At 65.5% G+C, this 17,882-nt stretch carries 15 protein-coding genes; 6 read left to right on the forward strand and 9 right to left on the reverse strand.

The window, feature by feature from the left end:
- Positions 1 to 143: 143 nt before the first annotated feature.
- The 3 genes from nadA (at position 144) to nadC (ending at position 3,916) form a co-directional block, all read left to right on the forward strand.
- Positions 144 to 1,250: a quinolinate synthase NadA gene (nadA, locus tag JJB99_RS28855; protein WP_200495627.1), complete on the forward strand. Its 1,107-nt coding sequence runs from the start codon at positions 144 to 146 to the stop codon at positions 1,248 to 1,250.
- A gap of 170 nt (positions 1,251 to 1,420) precedes the next feature.
- On the forward strand, positions 1,421 to 3,028 hold the full coding sequence (locus tag JJB99_RS28860; RefSeq protein WP_200495628.1) for an L-aspartate oxidase: 1,608 nt from the start codon (positions 1,421 to 1,423) through the stop codon (positions 3,026 to 3,028).
- A gap of 9 nt (positions 3,029 to 3,037) precedes the next feature.
- Positions 3,038 to 3,916 carry a carboxylating nicotinate-nucleotide diphosphorylase gene (nadC, locus tag JJB99_RS28865; protein WP_200495629.1) on the forward strand — a complete coding sequence of 293 codons (879 nt, stop codon included), beginning with the start codon at positions 3,038 to 3,040 and terminating at the stop codon, positions 3,914 to 3,916.
- Between the two features lie 151 nt (positions 3,917 to 4,067).
- Here the strand turns inward: nadC and JJB99_RS28870 are convergent, their stop codons facing one another.
- The 3 genes from JJB99_RS28870 to JJB99_RS28880 all read right to left on the reverse strand — a co-directional run bounded on the left by JJB99_RS28870 (position 4,068) and on the right by JJB99_RS28880 (position 9,245).
- Positions 4,068 to 5,546 (reverse strand): cell wall hydrolase, encoded by a 1,479-nt coding sequence (locus JJB99_RS28870; protein WP_200495630.1) that lies wholly within the window; start codon positions 5,544 to 5,546, stop codon positions 4,068 to 4,070.
- Positions 5,547 to 6,056: 510 nt separating this feature from the next.
- On the reverse strand, positions 6,057 to 8,993 hold the full coding sequence (ppdK, locus tag JJB99_RS28875) for a pyruvate, phosphate dikinase (RefSeq protein ID WP_200495631.1): 2,937 nt from the start codon (positions 8,991 to 8,993) through the stop codon (positions 6,057 to 6,059).
- A gap of 96 nt (positions 8,994 to 9,089) precedes the next feature.
- Entirely contained in the window at positions 9,090 to 9,245 is a 156-nt protein-coding gene (locus JJB99_RS28880) for a DUF3096 domain-containing protein (RefSeq protein ID WP_014497329.1), read from the reverse strand.
- Between the two features lie 222 nt (positions 9,246 to 9,467).
- Here JJB99_RS28880 and JJB99_RS28885 point away from each other — a divergent pair, with 222 nt between their 5' ends.
- Entirely contained in the window at positions 9,468 to 9,821 is a 354-nt protein-coding gene (locus JJB99_RS28885) for a DUF1236 domain-containing protein (protein ID WP_200495632.1), read from the forward strand.
- 341 nt (positions 9,822 to 10,162) lie between these two features.
- On the opposite strand, the gene glyS is transcribed toward JJB99_RS28885, so the two are convergent.
- The 6 genes from glyS to JJB99_RS28915 form a co-directional block, all read right to left on the reverse strand.
- Positions 10,163 to 12,262: a glycine--tRNA ligase subunit beta gene (gene glyS, locus JJB99_RS28890; RefSeq protein WP_200495633.1), complete on the reverse strand. Its 2,100-nt coding sequence runs from the start codon at positions 12,260 to 12,262 to the stop codon at positions 10,163 to 10,165.
- Positions 12,262 to 13,197 (reverse strand): glycine--tRNA ligase subunit alpha, encoded by a 936-nt coding sequence (locus JJB99_RS28895; RefSeq protein WP_200495634.1) that lies wholly within the window; start codon positions 13,195 to 13,197, stop codon positions 12,262 to 12,264. Before JJB99_RS28895 ends, glyS begins: the two co-directional genes overlap by 1 nt.
- 233 nt (positions 13,198 to 13,430) lie before the next feature.
- Positions 13,431 to 13,622: a hypothetical protein gene (locus JJB99_RS28900; protein ID WP_027558178.1), complete on the reverse strand. Its 192-nt coding sequence runs from the start codon at positions 13,620 to 13,622 to the stop codon at positions 13,431 to 13,433.
- A 104-nt stretch (positions 13,623 to 13,726) separates the two neighbouring features.
- Positions 13,727 to 14,635 carry a S49 family peptidase gene (locus tag JJB99_RS28905; RefSeq protein WP_200495635.1) on the reverse strand — a complete coding sequence of 303 codons (909 nt, stop codon included), beginning with the start codon at positions 14,633 to 14,635 and terminating at the stop codon, positions 13,727 to 13,729.
- A 214-nt stretch (positions 14,636 to 14,849) separates the two neighbouring features.
- A complete protein-coding gene (locus JJB99_RS28910) occupies positions 14,850 to 15,617 on the reverse strand; it encodes a tRNA1(Val) (adenine(37)-N6)-methyltransferase (RefSeq protein ID WP_200495636.1) in 768 nt (255 codons plus the stop codon).
- Entirely contained in the window at positions 15,610 to 15,837 is a 228-nt protein-coding gene (locus JJB99_RS28915; RefSeq protein ID WP_200495637.1) for a DUF2007 domain-containing protein, read from the reverse strand. Before JJB99_RS28915 ends, JJB99_RS28910 begins: the two co-directional genes overlap by 8 nt.
- Before the next feature lie 131 nt (positions 15,838 to 15,968).
- Between JJB99_RS28915 and JJB99_RS28920 the strand changes: the two genes are divergently transcribed.
- Together JJB99_RS28920 and JJB99_RS28925 are read left to right on the forward strand one after the other, a co-directional pair.
- Positions 15,969 to 16,976 (forward strand): polyprenyl synthetase family protein, encoded by a 1,008-nt coding sequence (locus JJB99_RS28920; protein ID WP_200495638.1) that lies wholly within the window; start codon positions 15,969 to 15,971, stop codon positions 16,974 to 16,976.
- Between the two features lie 389 nt (positions 16,977 to 17,365).
- Positions 17,366 to 17,881 (forward strand): winged helix-turn-helix transcriptional regulator, encoded by a 516-nt coding sequence (locus tag JJB99_RS28925; protein WP_200495639.1) that lies wholly within the window; start codon positions 17,366 to 17,368, stop codon positions 17,879 to 17,881.
- Position 17,882: the final 1 nt, after the last annotated feature.

Genomic DNA, 17,882 nt, shown 5'->3' on the forward strand with positions numbered 1-17,882 from the left:
GCTTCCCGGATGAGGTGCTATCCTAGATTTACTCAGATTGAGTATATCGAAAGCTCTGACGAATCGTTGCCGGCCCTGAGGGCCGGATTTCTCAGGCTTCATATATGCTCATACAGAGCATATATGATAGACGGGAGGCTTCCATGCCGATCACTGGACTTTACGGCCCCGACGATCTTGCCGGCCGGCCTCAGGGCCAAATCACCACCACTCCCCGCGCCGCGCTGCCGCGCACGGAGCCCGCGCTGCCGATGCCCTCCCTGGAATGGACGGAGGAGGTTGAGCGCGCCACCGCCCCCCTCTACGAGCGCGTCAAGCACGTGATCCCGCCGATCGAGTGGCCGCTGATGGCGCCGACGATCCACGCGATCAACGAGCTGAAGCGGGCGCGCGGCGCGGTGATCCTCGCACACAATTACCAGGCGCCGGAGATCTTCCACTGCGTCGCCGATATCGGCGGTGACTCGCTCCAGCTCGCGGTCGAAGCCACCAAGGTGAAGGCGGACATCATCGTCCAGTGCGGCGTGCATTTCATGGCGGAGACGTCAAAGCTGCTCAATCCTGACAAGACGGTGCTGATCCCGGATACCCGCGCCGGCTGCTCGCTCGCCGCCAGCATCACCGGTGCCGACGTCCGGCTGCTCCGGGAAAAATTCCCCGGCGTGCCCGTCGTCGCCTACGTCAACACTTCGGCGGAGGTGAAGGCCGAGGTCGACATCTGCTGCACCTCGTCGAACGCGGTGCAGGTGGTCGAGAGCCTGAACGCGCCGAGCGTGATCTTCCTGCCCGACCGTTATCTCGCAACCTACGTCGCCTCGAAGACCGACGTGAAGATCATCGCCTGGAAGGGCGCCTGCGAGGTGCACGAGCGTTTCACCGGCGCCGAGCTGCGCGGCCTTCGCGACGCCGATCCGTCGGTGCAGATCATCGCACATCCGGAATGTCCGCCTGATGTGCTGGCAGAAGCCGACTTCACCGGCTCGACCGCGCACATGATCAACTGGGTCCGCGAGCGGCGGCCGCGACGTCTAGTGATGATCACCGAATGCTCCATGGCCGACAATGTCCGCGCCGAGCTGCCTGATGTCGAGATGCTGCGCCCCTGCAATCTCTGCCCGCACATGAAGCGCATCACGCTCGCCAACATCCTGGAGAGCCTGCTGACACTCCGCGAGGAGGTGACGATCGATCCCGCGCTCGCGGAGCGCGCGCGGCGATCGGTCGAGCGGATGATCAATCTGAAAAACTAGCAACAGACACCGCTGTCGTCCCGGACAAGCGCAGCGCAGATTCGGGACCGATAACCACAGCAAGACGTGTTTGCGAAGACCGGCAACAAGCAGCTTCGCGCAACAAGCTCCGCTGCGGCGTATGAGTCCCCGCGTTCGCGGGGACGACAGCGGAGCAAATGGAGAAGACGATGGCAAATAACATCCACAATCTCACCCGCACCACCAACGACGTCGTCATCGTCGGTGGCGGCCTCGCCGGCCTGTTCTGCGCACTCAAGCTCGCGCCGCGCCCAGTGACATTGATCTCGGCGGCGCCGCTCGGACAAGGCGCTTCGTCCGCTTGGGCGCAAGGCGGCATCGCCGCGGCGGTGGCCGAAGGCGATACAGCGGAAGCGCATGCGGCCGACACCATTGCCGTCGGCGGCGGCATCGTCGATGAGACGATCGCGCTCGGCATCGCGCGCGAGGCTGCACCGCGAATCCGCGATCTGCTCGGCTATGGCGTGCCGTTCGACCGCGATCTCGAAGGCCGGCTCGCGGTGGGGCGGGAAGCTGCGCATTCCGCGCGCCGCATCGTACATGTACGCGGCGATGGCGCCGGTGCCGCGATCATCGCGGCGCTGAGCGAGGCCGCGCGCCGCACGCCGTCGATCCGCCTGCTCGAGGGTTTTGTCGCCGAGGCGCTGTTGACGGAGGACGGCGCCGTCACCGGCCTTCAATTGCGCGAGGCCGGCGACCCGGCAGCACGGCCGGTCCTGCTCGCGTCCCGTGCGGTGGTGCTTGCGACCGGCGGCATCGGCCATCTCTATGCCGCCACCACCAATCCGATCGAGGCCAGCGGCTCCGGCCTTGCGATCGCCGCGCGCGCTGGCGCTGTCATCGCCGACCCCGAATTCGTGCAGTTCCACCCGACCGCCATCATGGTCGGCCGCGATCCCGCGCCCCTCGCCACCGAAGCGCTGCGCGGCGAAGGGGCGACGCTGATCAACGGCGATGGCGAGCGCTTCATGGCGGCGCGCCATCCGCTCGCCGAGCTCGCACCGCGCGACATCGTGGCCCGCGGCGTATTCGCCGAGATCGCGGCCGGGCGCGGCGCGTTCCTCGACGCGCGGGCGGCGCTGGGCGCGCGCTTCGCGGAAAAATTCCCGACCGTGCATGCAAGCTGCATTGCCGCCGGCATCGATCCGGCGAGGCAAGCCATCCCGGTCGCGCCGGCTGCGCACTACCATATGGGCGGCATCGCAGTGGACGAACGCGGCCGCAGCTCGATCGACGGGCTCTGGGCCGGCGGCGAAGTGTCGTCCACCGGCGCGCATGGCGCCAACCGCCTCGCCTCGAATTCGCTGCTCGAAGCCGTGGTCTATGCCGCACGCATCGCCGATGACATCGCCGGCCGCACCATCCCCTCGCCCGCCCGACTTGCCGATGTGCCGGTGACACAACGCGGCGGCGCACCGGATGCAGCTAGCATGGGGCGGCTGCGGGCTACGATGAGCGCCAATGTCGGCGTGATCCGCAACAGTGACGGGCTTGCGGAGGCTGTGCGCAGCTTCGCCGCGCTCGAGCGCGAAGCAACGAGCATCGCAATCCGCAACATGGCGACGACGGCTCTGCTGGTGGCCACATCCGCCTGGACCCGGCGCGAGAGCCGCGGCGCGCATTTCCGCTCCGACCACCCCGCGGACGTTCCCGCGCTGGCGCAGCGGACGATGACGACACTCACGGCCGCGCGCGAGGTCGTGGAGAGCCTGAATGACCGTCCGCTGCCGCGTACCGCAGAGCCCATGATCGCCTGAAGGAAGCCGATGATGACCCCGACCTCCCTGCTCTATCCCGACGCCTTCCTCTCGCCGCTCGCGATCGACGAAGCCGTACAGCGCGCGCTGGCGGAGGACCTCGGCCGCGCCGGCGATATCACCTCGCTCGCGACAATTCCCGAAGCGACCAAGGCGCAGGCCATCCTGGTCGCACGCCAGTCCGGCGTGATCGCCGGATTGCCGCTGGCGCTGGCAACCCTGCAAAAGCTCTCCTCCGACATCGAGGTGCGCGCCCATGTCCGCGACGCCGCGCGCGTTACGCGCGGGCAGCATGTGCTGACGATCTCCGGCCCTGCGCGCGCCATTCTCGCGGCGGAGCGGACCGCGCTGAATTTCGTCGGCCGCCTCTCGGGCATCGCGACGCTCACGGCCGACTACGTCGCGCGCACCGAAGGCACCAAGATGCGCATCTGCTGCACGCGCAAGACCACGCCGGGATTGCGCGCGCTGGAGAAATACGCGGTGCGCTGCGGCGGCGGCTTCAACCACCGCTTCGGTCTCGACGATGCGATCCTGATCAAGGACAACCACATCGCCGTCGCCGGCGGCATCGGTGCGGTGCTGGAGCGCGCCCGTGCCCATGGCGGCCATCTCGTCAAGATCGAGATCGAGGTCGATACGCTGGCGCAATTGCGCGAGGTGCTCGACAGCGGAATGGCCGACGCGGTGCTGCTCGACAATATGGACCTTGCGACGCTGCGCGAGGCAGTGCGGATGAATGAGGGACGCCTCAAGCTCGAGGCATCCGGCGGCGTCACACTGGACTCGATCGCGGCGATCGCAGCGACGGGTGTCGATTACGCCTCGGCGGGTGCACTGACGCATTCGGCGCCGAATTTCGACTGCGCGCTGGATATCGAGGCGTGAGGCGGTCTACTCCCTCGCCCCGCGCTTGCGGGGAGAGGGTTGGGGTGAGGGGCTGCCTCCGCAAAGATGATGAGAATTGAATTCGCGGAGAGTCCCCCTCACCCGCCGCTTCGCGGCGACCTCTCCCCGCAAGCGGGGCGAGGTAAGAGTCCTACCTTCGCTCGCTCACGCCCATCTCGGCGGAGCTCTTGGCTTCCTGCGCGAGTTCGGCCGATAGCGCGGCCGTTTGCGCCGGGGTGCCCCAGCTCGGTTCCTCGCTGCCGTCGCCCCAAGCGCGCGGGCGGTAGAAGGTGTGCACGCCGGTCCTGTACATCTTCTTCATCTCGGCAACCCAGGACGGACGCACCCAGTAAGCGTGGTAGTGCGTGGACTTGCCGACCTCGGGCAGCCAGATCTGGCCGTCGAGCATCGCCTTCGCGATCTTCTTGGCGCGGTCCCACATCTCGGGCTCGCGGATCACGTCGGGATTGTTGTCGCAGGCGAAGGTGAACTGGCAGGCGAAGTGCCGATACTTGTTCTGGTAGACCACGCCGCACACGGTGTCCGGATATTTGCCGGAGAACACGCGGTTCATCACGACCTGTGCGACCGCCATCTGGCCGCGCACGGCCTCGCCGCGGGATTCGAAGTAGATCGCTTCGGCGAGACACTTCTCCGACTTCGCGCGCGACTTGCCGTCGAGCGCGAGCCGTTCCGCCGGCGATCTGGCGCGCTGGTTGTCGGCGTTGACCTCGCCCTTCGGCGCGATGCTCTCGCCGCTTTCGATGTCCTTGGCGATCTCTTCGGTCGGCGGCGTCAGCGAGGCTGTCACCTTCATGTCAGGGTCGGGCATCACGATCAGCGGCTCGGCGCCGGGCTGCCAGCTCTCGATGCTCTCGAGATTGCCGCCGAGCGAGGAGCTGCCGAAGAACAGGTTCGAGGTCTTGACGCTGAAGGGATCGCGCGGCGGTGCAGCCGGAAGCGTCGCCTGCTTCAGCGCTTCGAGCGGCTGGACCGCAAACGAACGCGCGCTGTCGCTGGCCTTTGGCGGATTGGTGTATTGCGGCAGCGGCGGCGCGCGCAGCGCTTCGGCGAGCTCCGGATCGAGCGCAGCTGCGGACTCCGGCGACATCGCTTGCGGCATGGCTTGCGACGTTGCTTGCGGCAATGCGGCGGTCTTGGCGCCGAACACCGAGCTGTTCGAAGTCGCCGGATCTTCCTGGGCGGGTGCCGCGGCCGGCGCTGCCGTCTCCGGTGCCTGCGTAGGCGCGACGATGGCGAGGCGATCGCCCTTCAGCGAGCGATCGACCTTGGGAAAATCGGCGGCCTGGTAGCGCGGCGGCGCCTGCAGCGCCGGATTGCGGGCAATCGCGCCGGTGACATCGCGGCCGTCGAGGCTCGCGAGGCGAACCATCGCGCTCTGCGGCGCCGACGTGCCGATGGGACGGGAAAAACTGTAGGTCGCGAGCTGGATCGAGGACGCTGCGGAAAACACCTGCTTCTGCCAGCGCTCGGCGACGCCAGGCTGGCGCGCCAGCAGGGAGGCAATGTCCTGATAGCCGGTCTCTCTCGGCATCAATGCGAAGATGCAGAGACCGATTCCGAAGGACGCGAACCGCGCGCCCTTCGGATGGTTACGCAACACTGACATCGATACGCTCACGCAACGCTTACGCCCGTTCCGATCGAACCCAGTACATCCGTGCAATTCGATCTTTATCGTGAGTAACTAATTTAGGTTGCCGGGGCGTTAACCGGCGTTGCGCGCGCGGCACACTCAAGCGATTGCAGGTGTTTTCACGGAGCGATGATGCGCGTTGGTAAATGCCGCCTCACGTGAAACGGTAAACAATCGGTCAACGCGTATGGTGAAGGAACTCTTGCTGAGAGTTCTTGCGCGTACGTATCATTACGGGACGCGTGAGTTTGCGCTGCTGCGACGCCAAGCCGTGTCATGTCCCGGCTTGACCGGGGCACCCAGGGCTGCGGCTTCTCGATTTATTCATGCCCCTCTCGGAGTACTGGATCGCCCGGTCAAGGCCGGACGATGACAGCGAGTGTGTGGCGACATGCGCTCGCAATGACGATGGGATGTAGCGGAGCGCAAAATGAAAGAGGCGGGGTTTGGCCCCGCCTCTCTCAACTCAAACTGCGCTTCGCCTTACGCCTGGCTCGCAATCGCCTTGCCGAGCGCGGCCTGCGCCGCTGCGAGCCGCGCGATCGGGACGCGATAGGGCGAGCACGAGACGTAGTCGAGGCCGATATTGTGGCAGAAGGCGACGGAGGCGGGATCGCCGCCGTGCTCGCCGCAGATGCCGACCTTGAGCGAAGCGCGGGTCTTGCGGCCGCGCGCGACGCCGATCTTGACGAGCTCTCCGACGCCTTCCTGGTCGAGCGCGATGAAGGGATCGACCGAGAGGATGCCCTTCGCCACGTACGGACCGAGGAAGCTTGCCGCATCGTCGCGGCTGATGCCGTAGGTCGTCTGCGTGAGGTCGTTGGTGCCGAACGAGAAGAACTCGGCCGACTGCGCGATCTCGGCCGCGAGCAGACAGGCGCGCGGCAGCTCGATCATGGTGCCGACCTGGTAGCCGAGCTTGGTGTTGGTGTCGCGCATCACCGCCTGGGCGGTGGCGTCGATCCGCGCCTTGACCAAATCGAGCTCGGCCTTGGTCGCGATCAGCGGCACCATCACCTCGAGGCCGACGGCCTTGCCGGTGCGCCTCTCGGCCTCGACCGCCGCCTCGAAGATCGCCCGCGCCTGCATCTCGGCGATCTCGGGGTAGGCGATCGCGATACGGCAGCCGCGGAAGCCGAGCATCGGATTGAACTCCGAGAGCTCGCGCGCGCGGTCGGCGAGGCGCCGCGGGTCGGTGTTCATGGCGCGCGCCACTTCCTCGACCTCGGCATGGGTGTGCGGCAGGAACTCGTGCAGCGGCGGGTCGAGCAGCCGGATCGTGACGGGCAGGCCCTTCATGATCTCGAACAGCTCGACGAAGTCGGCGCGCTGCATCGGCAGCAGCTTTGCCAGCGCAGCGCGGCGCGCCTGCTCGTCCTCGGCGAGGATCATCTCGCGCACGGTCCGGATGCGCGTCTCCTCGAAGAACATGTGCTCGGTGCGGCAGAGGCCGATGCCTTCGGCGCCGAACTTGATCGCTGTGCGCGCGTCCTCCGGCGTGTCGGCATTGACGCGGACGCCGATCTTGCGGACCTGGTCGGCCCAGGTCATCAGCGTGCCGAACTCGCCGGAGAGCTCCGGCTCGATCATCGGCATGCGGCCGGCCAGCACCTGGCCGAGCGAGCCGTCGATGGTGATGACGTCGCCAGTCTTGTAGGTGCGCGAGCCGATGCTCATGGTGCCGCGGCCGTAATCGACGCGGATGGTGCCGCAGCCGGAGACGCAGGGCTTGCCCATGCCGCGCGCGACGACCGCCGCGTGCGAGGTCATGCCGCCACGGGTGGTCAGGATGCCTTCGGCGGCGTGCATGCCGTGGATGTCTTCCGGGCTGGTCTCGATGCGGACCAAAATCACTTTGCGGCCGTCGCCCTGAAGCTTGGCGGCTTCATCCGAGGAGAACACGATCTCGCCGGAAGCCGCACCTGGCGACGCCGGCAGACCGATTGCGATCACGTCGCGCTTGGCGTTGGGATCGATGGTCGGATGCAGCAGTTGGTCGAGCGAAGCCGGATCGATCCGCGTCACCGCTTCCTTCTTCGAGATCAGGCCTTCATTGGCGAGCTCGACCGCGATGCGCAGCGCCGCCTTGGCGGTGCGCTTGCCGCCGCGGGTCTGCAGCATCCACAGCTTGCCCTGCTCGACCGTGAACTCCATGTCCTGCATGTCGCGGTAGTGCTTCTCGAGCAGCGTGTAGATCCGCGTCAGCTCCTTGAACGCCTCCGGCATCGCCGATTCCATCGACGCCTTGTCGGAGCCCGACTCTTTCCGCGCCTCCTCGGTGATGTCCTGTGGCGTGCGGATGCCCGCCACCACGTCCTCGCCCTGCGCGTTGATCAGGAACTCGCCGTAGAGCTTGCTCTCGCCCGTCGAGGGGTTGCGGGTGAAGGCAACGCCGGTCGCCGAGGTCTCGCCCATGTTGCCGAACACCATGGCCTGCACGTTGACCGCAGTGCCCCAGGACTCGGGGATATCGTGCAGCTTGCGGTAGGTCACCGCGCGCGCGTTCATCCAGGAGGAAAACACCGCGCCGATCGCGCCCCAGAGCTGGTCGTGCGGATCCTGCGGAAAGTCCTTGCCGGTCTCGTGCGCGACCGCGTCCTTGTACTTGCCGACGAGTTCGACCCAGTCCTCCGCCGACAGGTCGGTGTCGAGCGAATAGCCCTGACTGTCCTTGAAGCTGTCGAGGATTTCCTCGAAATGATGATGCTCGAAGCCGAGCACCACGTCCGAATACATGGTGATGAAGCGGCGATAGCTGTCATAGGCGAAGCGCCGGTCGCCCGAGAGCTCCGCCAGCGCCTCCACGGTCTCGTCGTTGAGGCCGAGATTGAGCACGGTGTCCATCATGCCAGGCATCGAGGCGCGCGCGCCGGAACGCACGGAGACCAGCAGCGGGTTCTTGGTGTCGCCGAATACCCTGCCGGTCAACTTGCCGACATGCTCCAGCGCCTTCTCAACCTGCGACTGCAGCTCCTTCGGATAGGTCTTGTCGTGGGCGTAGAAGTAGGTGCAGACCGAGGTCGGGATGGTGAAGCCGGGAGGCACCGGCAGGCCGAGATTGGCCATCTCGGCGAGGTTGGCGCCCTTGCCGCCGAGCAGGTCGCGCATCTCGGCCTTGCCCTCGGCCTTGCCGTCGCCGAACGTGTACACCCATTTGCCGGCCTTGACTGCTGCCGGCGCAGCCTTGGCGGGAGCAGCCTTTTTTGCGGCGGGCTTCGGCGCAAGCGGCTTGGTCAGGGTCTTTGCAGCAGGCTTGGGAGCAGCCTTTGCAACAGCCTTGGCGGCGGGCTTTGCGGCCTTGGCGACCGGCTTCGGGGCACTCTTGGCCAGCGCCTTGCGGGCTGCCGGCGCGGCTTTCGCGGCAGCGGAAGACTTTGATTTCGCTGGAGTTTTATTAGGCTTCGAGGCGGCTTTGGCCATAGCTTGCACACAACCTGCGAGAGGGAGGGGAAATTGCGGGCCTTACACCACTTTGAGCGGGCCCGCGCAAGTCGAAGAGTTCCGGAAAATGAAGGCCTAGAGATGGAGCCACTTCAACAATCCGAGCCCGATCGCACCATTGATGATGAGAAAGATCGCGACGATCAGGTTGAGCAGGCGCGGCATGATCAGGATGAGCACGCCCGCAAGCAGCGACAGAAGCGGCGAGATGTGGGCGACAGTGATGTGCATGAAATGTCTTTCCGGGGACTGAGGCGAATCGCGGCCGGATCATAGCGGACCGGGTTCCGCGCGTAGAGACGCACCAGCGCCGATTGGGTTCCCGGCTTCGCGAAATCTGCCTGAAAATGCCACGAATGCGGCAAGCCATTTTCCGGAACATCGCGCGCGTCGCAGCATTGGCAACCGGTCGCGCCACTGGCGCTTCCCGAAAACTTCTCGAAGGAGCTTTGCATGCGGAACAGGATTCTTGCTCTTGCAGCGCTTGCGGCCGCGATCGGTTCGCCTTTGGCGGCGCAGGCGCAAAGCGGTGTCACGGTGGGACGTGCGCCGGCCGTGGTCGACAGCGAGCCGACGATTGCGGTCGAGCAGCGACCGGCTTTCCGTGACTATGTCGTCGAACAACGTGTGCCGGCCTTCCGCATTCCGGATCGCGTGGTGGTCGGTGCCACCTTACCTGAGACCGGCATCACCTATTATGACGTGCCGCAACGTTTCGGCGCCACGACCTATCGCTACACCGTCGTGAACGGCGAGACCGTGCTGGTCGAGCCGCGCTCGCGCCGCATCGTCGAGGTACTGGACTAAAGCGCAATGCGATTAGGATGAATCGCCATCGCGCTTTGGCTCTTTGTTTGAGCATGACCTTTCCGGAAAACCGCTGCGCACTTTTCCGGATCATGCCTTAGAGCTCAACCCGACACGAGTTCAGCTCGATGTCCGGCGCGCCACATCAATCAGGCTGGCGCGAGCAGTGTAATCGGACATCAGGCCCCGCCCGGTCTTCCCCCCGCCGGGCGGGGCTTTTTTCTCGTGTCGCGGGCAAGCGAAGCGCGACCCGGGATCCAGAAGCTGTGAGCACGAGGCGGCATGGGCCCGGCTCTGCAGCGCACCGCCAAGAGGCGCTGCGCTGCGTCCCGGGCAGGAGATCAATCCTGGATCTTCGAGAAATCCGCCACCGCACGTGTGGCGCTGCGGATCTCGTTCAGCAGCTTCAGGCGGTTCTCGCGCACCTTCGCATCCTCGTCGTTGACGCGAACCTTGTCGAAGAACGCATCGACCGGCGGACGCAGCTTTGCCATCGCGCTCATCGCAGCCGCGAAATCTTCCTTCGCAACGGCTGCGCTTGCTTCGGTCTTCACCTCGCCGATCGCCTTCGCCAGCGCCTTCTCCTCAACGAGACTGTAGAGCGCAGCATCCGGCGCGCCGTCGAACGTGCGCTTGTCCTTCTTCTCCTCGATCGAGAGGATGTTGCCGGCGCGCTTGGTGCCGGCGAGCAGGTTCTTGCCGTCGTCGCTCTCGAGGAATTTGCCGAGCGCCTCGACACGGCGGACGATCATCAAGAGGTCGTCCTGGCCGCCAAGCGCGAACACGGCATCGACGAGATCGTGACGCGCGCCCTGCTCGCGGAGCTGGACCTTGAGGCGGTCGGCGAAGAAGGCAAGCAGATCGTTCGGCAGCTTTTTCATGTCAGCCGGCTTCACCGACAAGCCGGTGAGTGCCGACCCCGCCACGTTCATGAGCGACAGACGCAGCGCGTTCTCGGCGATCAGCCGAATGACGCCCAATGCCGAACGACGCAGCGCATACGGATCCTTGCTGCCCGTCGGCTTCTCGTCGATGGCCCAGAAGCCAACCAGCGTGTCGATCTTGTCCGCGAGCGCCACCGCCACGCTGATCGGATCGGTCGGCACGCGATCGGTCGGCCCCTGCGGCTTGTAGTGCTCCTCGCAGGCAGCAGCGACCGAGGCATCCTCGCCCTGGGCCAGTGCATAATACTTGCCCATCAGGCCCTGCACTTCCGGAAACTCACCAACGACTTCCGTCAGCAGATCCGCCTTGGCCAGATGCGCGGCGCGCGTCGCCTTGGCGACGTCAGCGCCGACCAGCGGCGCGATCTCGGCGGCGAGGCGCTCGATGCGCTTGATACGCTCCGCCTGCGTCCCGAGCTTCTCGTGAAACACGATCTGCTCGAACTTCGGCAGCCGATCCTCGAGCTTCGTCTTCAGGTCCGTCTCGTAGAAGAACTTCGCATCCGACAGGCGCGGACGGATCACGCGCTCATTGCCTGATACGATGACCTTGCCGCCGTCGGCCGCCTCGATATTGGCGGTGAGGACGAACTTGTTGGTCAGCTTCCCGGTTTTGGGATCCCTAACCACAAAACACTTCTGGTTGTTGCGGATGGTGGCGCGGATCACCTCGTCCGGGATCGCGAGATATTCTTCCTCGAACGATCCCATCATGACGACGGGCCATTCGACGAGGCCCGAGACCTCGTCCAGCAGCACCTGATCCTCGACCAGCTCGAAACCTTGCGCGAAGGTCAGCTCCTTGGCATCGGCGAAGATGATGTCCTTGCGCGTCTGCGGATCGAGGATGACTTTTGCGGCCTTCAGCTTGGCTTCGTAGTCCTCGAAACGACGCACTGAAATCGCAGCCGGCGCCATAAAGCGATGGCCGTACGTGGTCTGGCCGGCCTCGATGCCGTCGACCTCGAACTTCACCACATCGGGCTCTTCAGTCTCCATCCCGAACGTCGCAGTGATCGCGTGCAGCGGACGCACCCAGCTCAGCGAGCCCGGCTTGCCGGAGCGCGCGCCCCAGCGCATCGATTTCGGCCAGGGGAAGGTGCGGATGATGACAGGCAGGATTTCCGCCAGCACCTCGATCGCATCGCGGCCGGGCTTTTCGATCAGGCCGATGTAGAAGTCGCCCTTGGGGTCGCGCTGGATCTTGGCCTCCTCGAGCGATTTCAGACCCGTCGCCTTCAGAAAGCCCTGCACGGCCGCATCGGGCGCGCCGATCTTGGGGCCGCGGCGCTCGGTCTTGAGGTCAGGCTGGCGCGCCGGGATTCCGTGCACGGTGAGCGCGAGGCGGCGCGGCGTCGCGAACGCTTTCGCGCCCTCATAGACGAGGCCTTCGGCGACGAGCTTGTCTGTGACCATGCGGCGCAGATCGTCGGCCGCCTTGGCCTGCATGCGCGCGGGGATTTCTTCCGAGAACAGTTCAAGCAAAAGATCGGGCATCAGGCCGCTCCGCCCGCTTCAGTGTGGATCCAGGCCTCGCCGCAGGCTTTTGCCAATTCGCGCACGCGCAGGATGTAGCTCTGCCGTTCCGTCACCGAGATCACGCCGCGCGCGTCGAGCAGATTGAAGACGTGGCTGGCCTTGATGCACTGGTCGTAGGCCGGCAGCGCCATCAGATGCTCTTCGCGGTTGCCCTCTTTCCATCCTGCGTCGAGGTATTTCCGGCACGCCGCCTCGGCCATCTTGAACTGGTCAAACAGCATTGCGGTGTCGGCATATTCAAAATTGTGCCGCGAATATTCCTGCTCGGCTTGCAGGAAGACGTCGCCATAGGTGACCTTCTGATCGCCCTCGCGGCCGTTGAAGTTGAGATCATAGACGCGGTCGACGCCCTGCACATACATCGCGAGACGTTCGAGCCCGTATGTGAGCTCGCCCGCCACCGGCGCGCATTCGAAGCCGGCGACCTGCTGGAAGTAGGTGAACTGGCTGACTTCCATGCCGTCGCACCAGCACTCCCACCCCAAACCCCAGGCGCCCAGCGTCGGGCTCTCCCAATCGTCCTCGACGAAGCGAATGTCGTGCACGGCGGAATCGATGCCGATCGCGGCGAGCGACTTCAGGTATAGCTCCTGAAGGTTCGGCGGCGACGGCTTCATGATCACCTGGAACTGGTAGTAGTGCTGCATGCGGTTCGGGTTCTCGCCGTAGCGGCCGTCCTTGGGCCGGCGCGAGGGCTGCACATAGGCCGCGTTCCAGGGTTTTGGCCCGAGCGCGCGTAGTGTGGTGGCCGGATGGAAGGTGCCCGCGCCCATCTCCATGTCGTAGGGCTGCAGGATCACGCAGCCCTGCTCGGCCCAGAACCGCTGGAGCGCGAGGATAAAACCCTGGAACGAGCGTTCCGGGCGCATATGGGCGGGCAATGAGGCGTCCATCGTCAGATCAGGCTCTCGCGGGGGTTTTGAATCGCGCGGGACCGTATCGACGGCGGGGTGGGAATCAAGGCAAAGGGGCGGGCTTCTCACTCTCCCACTTGCTTGCGGGAGAGGTCGGCGCGTTGCGCCGGGTGAGGGGCTCTGTCCTCTGGGGCGGTCTCGCCAGAGGAGAGACCCCCGCCCCAGCCCTCCCCGCAAGCGGGAGAGGGAGCGCACCTTGCGCGCGGCGAGTGCTAACCCGGCCTATAAGCTCCGGTCACGGGGTCACGCTTCAGCGTCTGGATGTCCCCCATATGGGCGGCCTCGGCGACGCGCGACAGGCGCATCTCCTCCAGCTCCTGGTTGATCCTGACGGCGGTCTTGTAGGCCCAGCGGACCACGGCAAGCCCGCCCAGCACGCCCGCGAAAGCGACGAACGGCGGCATCGGTCGATCCTTGTTGAGTGCTCAGCCCCCACGCGCATATTCGCGCACTCCGGGCCGCGCCGCAATTGGCTCGGCCCGGACCAAATGGCGCGGGAGGGCCGTGCCTAGAACCCGAATTTCGCCCAAATCGCCCGCGTCTCGATTGCCGAGATCAGCTCGTCCGGCAGCCCGGTCATTGATTCCATGGCCGAAAGCTGCCCCGCGCCGGGCGCTTTCCGCCCGAAAAGGCCGGACAAGAGACCGGACGGCTGGGCAATCACGGGGGTGAGAACCTTCTCGCCATAGCGGGCACGAAGAGTTGAGCGGAGATCGCCAATGCTGTCGGCAAGCCCCAGCGCGATCGCACTGTCGCCGGCCCAGTACTCGCCCGTGAACAGCGTGTCGTCGCTGCCCTTGAGCCGCGCGCCGCGGCTCTCCTTCACCAGCGAAATGAAGATGTCGTGAATCTCGCGCTGGATCGCCTTCAGCTTCGCCACGTCGTCGGGATTTTCGGGCAGGAACGGATCGAGCATCGCCTTGTGTGCGCCGGCGGTGTAGAGGCGCCGCTCGATGCCGAGCCGCTTGATCGCCTCCTGGAAACCGAAGCTGCCGCCGACCACGCCGATCGAGCCGAGGATCGAGGACGGATCGCAAATGATCTCGTCGCCGGCACAAGCGATCATGTAGCCGCCGGAGGCCGCAACGTCCTCGACGAAGACAAGCACCGGCAGCTTCTTCTCCGCCGCAAGCTGCTTGATGCGCAGATAGATCTGGCGCGACTGCACCGGCGAGCCGCCGGGCGAGTTGATCACCAGCGCCACCGCCTTGGCGTTCCGGTACGAAAACGCCCGCTCCAAGATTCGCGCGACGCCCGCAAGCGTCATGCCCGGCCGCAGCGGCGTCACCGCCCCGATCACACCGGACAGCCGCACCACCGGCACCACTGCCGCGCCAGGGCGGAAGCGCGCCGGCAGATATTGCAAGAGCTTGTCGGCCAGGCCGGAACCCTCGCGATCGTTCAATTGTTCGGCCATGCCGTTACCTCTGATTAACCATTTCTTATCACGCGACTGTCATTGGAAGTGCCTGGAACGTGTTTTGCAGATTTCCGGTTGGGAGGCTGCAATGAGGCAGCGGAGAACGCCATGAAAATCTACCTGCTGATGCTGCTGATCGGTGCGCTGTTCATGGCGATTCGCCTAACGGCTCCGCAGGAACAGCAGTCGGAATCGCTTCCGCAATAAGCCGTCACGACTCCGCCAGCGGCAAGGCCGCCCTTCCCTCCAGAATATCGCTGACCTCTTTTTTGGGCATGCGTGACTCATCATTGAGCACCAGGCCCTGCAGCAGTCGCGTCGGCGCCCGACCGCCCTTGACCGCGCGCACCAGCACACGAATTGCGGGCCGTCCCGCTTCGCCATGAACCGGCAGGATCGCGACGCTTCCGAAGCCCCGCGACAACGCCGCCAGGACATTGGCGATCCCATCTGCGCGCCAGATCAATGTCAGCGCGCCATTCGACCGGAGGATGCGCCGGGCCGCATGAACCCAGGCATCCAGCGTCGCGTCGGTCGCGACATGCGCGATCTGACGCGCCTGGTCGGGCGAGCCGCGATGGCGCGCAGGGTCGTTGAAGGGCGGGTTCATCAGCACCAAATCGGCGCTGTCGGGCACGAGCCCATGTGCCGCAAAGGCCTGCGCATCCGCGGTGACGTCGAGCACGATCGTCTCGGCGGCAATCGCATTCGCTGCCGCATTGGTGCGCGCAAGCTCCGCCAGTTCCGGATCGATCTCGACGAGACCGAGCCTGATCCCCACCACACGCCGCGCCAGCGCCAGCCCGGCCGTGCCGATGCCGGCGCCGAGATCGACCACGCGGTCGCCCGCCCTGGCCTCCGTCGCTGCCGCGAGCAGGATGGCGTCATGTCCCGCGCGATGGCCGCTGCGCTTCTGCTTCAGCCGCAACTGCCCGCCGAGAAAAGCGTCCTCGGTGATGTCTGCCAGAGCCTCACTCATCGCCGCGCAGTTCGTGGCTGAGGCCGGCCTCGGTCAGGAGCGCCCTCGCCTCCTGGGCGTCGTCCTCATGGACCAGGATCCGCCGCGGCAGGATGCCGAGCGAGCCCTCGATGATGCTCATGTTCTGGTCCAGCACCAGATGATGGATGTTGGCACCGTCGAGCAGCGCGCCGATCGCCGACACCAGCACCATGTCGTTGGTTCGAACCAGTTCACGCAAAACGCAGGTCTCCTGCCTGAAAGGGGTCAAGCGGCAAATGTCAATGGTCCGCAGGCCTTGCCGCATCCACCGCCAGTTTCTATTGTCTTTCCATCAGAATAGCCCTTCCGGGGCAAATATTGGAGACCGGCGTGGCCGTCATCGTACCTTTCGAAACTCCCGGCGCGTCGATCGAAGAGCTGGTGGCCCTTGTCGCTCCCGACATGGAGCGCGTCAACACCACGATCCTGTCGCGGACCGGCTCCGACGTCACCATGATCCCGGAGGTCGCCAACCATCTGATCTCTTCCGGCGGCAAGCGGCTACGGCCGATGCTGACACTCGCCATGGCCAACCTCGCCGGCTACACCGGCGACGGCCACATCAAGCTAGCTGCCAGCGTCGAGTTCATGCACACCGCCACGCTCTTGCACGACGACGTCGTCGACGAGAGCGAGATGCGCCGCGGCAAACTCTCAGCACGCATGCTCTGGGGCAACGAGGCCAGCGTGCTGGTCGGCGACTTCCTGCTCGGGCAAGCCTTCCGCATGATGGTCGAGGTCGGCTCGCTGCGCGCGCTCGACATCCTCTCGGCGGCCGCCGCCACCATCGCCGAGGGCGAGGTGATGCAGCTTGCGGCCGCCAAGAACACCGCGACCACCGAGGACGAATATCTCGCCGTGATCCGCGGCAAGACCGCCGAGCTGTTCGCCGCCGCCTGCGAGGTCGGGCCCGTGATCGCCAACCGCCCCAAGGCGGAGCAGACGGCCTGCCGTTCGGTCGGCATGAATCTCGGCATCGCCTTCCAGCTCGTCGACGACGTGCTCGATTATGGCGGCAAGAGCGCCAAGCTCGGCAAGAACACCGGCGACGATTTTCGCGAAGGCAAGATCACGCTGCCCGTCGTGCTCGCCTTCCGCCGCGGCAACGACACCGAGCGCGCCTTCTGGATCCGCGCCCTCGAGCGCGGCGAGATCGGCGATAGCGATCTCGATCACGCCATCGGGCTGATGAACAAGCACCGCGCGCTCGAGGACACGCTGAGCCGCGCCCAGCACTACGGCGCCATGGCCGTCGACGCGCTGGCACTGTTTCCCTCATCGCCGATGAAGAGCGCGCTGGAGCAGGTGGTGGCGTTCTGTCTGGCAAGGTCGCATTAGGCGCTACACGTTCGCCCCACCTTCGCTGTCGTCCCGGCGACCGCCGGGACCCATACCGCGTGCTCTATCGACCGCGGTAGGTGGGAGTACCGAACGTCTTTCTTCGCCAAACCTCTCCCTGTGGTTATGGGTCCCGGCGTTCGCGACGTAGAGCAGCTCGCTCTCGGTCGTCGCGAGCGCAGCGGCGCAATCCAGTCTGCCACCGCGGCAAGACTCTGGATTGCTTCGCTGCGCTCGCAATGACGGAGTAAGGTGCGCAGGCGTCATCGCCAATTCACCTTTTGAATCGCAGAGACAGTTTCGCAGCCCCACAATTTCCTCGCGCGGGATCACGAGGCTGCCTGCCCGGTGACTTGCATTTTGCAAGTTACTTCCCTACCTTCCACCCCATGCAGCCCAAATCGCCCTCCATCCTGGAATGCCCGGTTGGCCGCGCCGTGCAGACGGTCGGCGAGTGGTGGAGCATTTTGATCCTGCGCGATGCATTCCAGGGCGCCACGAAGTTCGACGAGTTTTCGCAGAGCCTCGGCATCGCGCCGAACATCCTGTCGCGGCGGCTGGCCCATCTCACCAAGACCGGCATGTTCGTCCGCCGCCGCTATCATGAGCGGCCGCCACGTTACGAATATGTGTTGACGGACAAGGCGCGGGATTTCTTTCCGGTGGTCGTGGCGCTGCTCGCCTGGGGCAACAAGCATCTCGCCCCAAAAGGCGAATCCATCCTGCTGGCGAACCGTGACGAAGTTCGTCCGCTCGATCCGATCGTCGTCGATGCGACCGACATGCGTCCGATCACGCTCGCCGATGCGGTGGTCGTCGCAGGCCCCCGCGCCAGCCGCGGCATGCGCGCGCGGCTCGCCTCGCTCAAAGCCATGAACCCGGCCATCGCGCCGGCTGGAGACTGAC

The organism is Bradyrhizobium diazoefficiens, from assembly GCF_016616235.1.
In the GTDB taxonomy this organism is placed as follows: domain Bacteria; phylum Pseudomonadota; class Alphaproteobacteria; order Rhizobiales; family Xanthobacteraceae; genus Bradyrhizobium; species Bradyrhizobium diazoefficiens_H.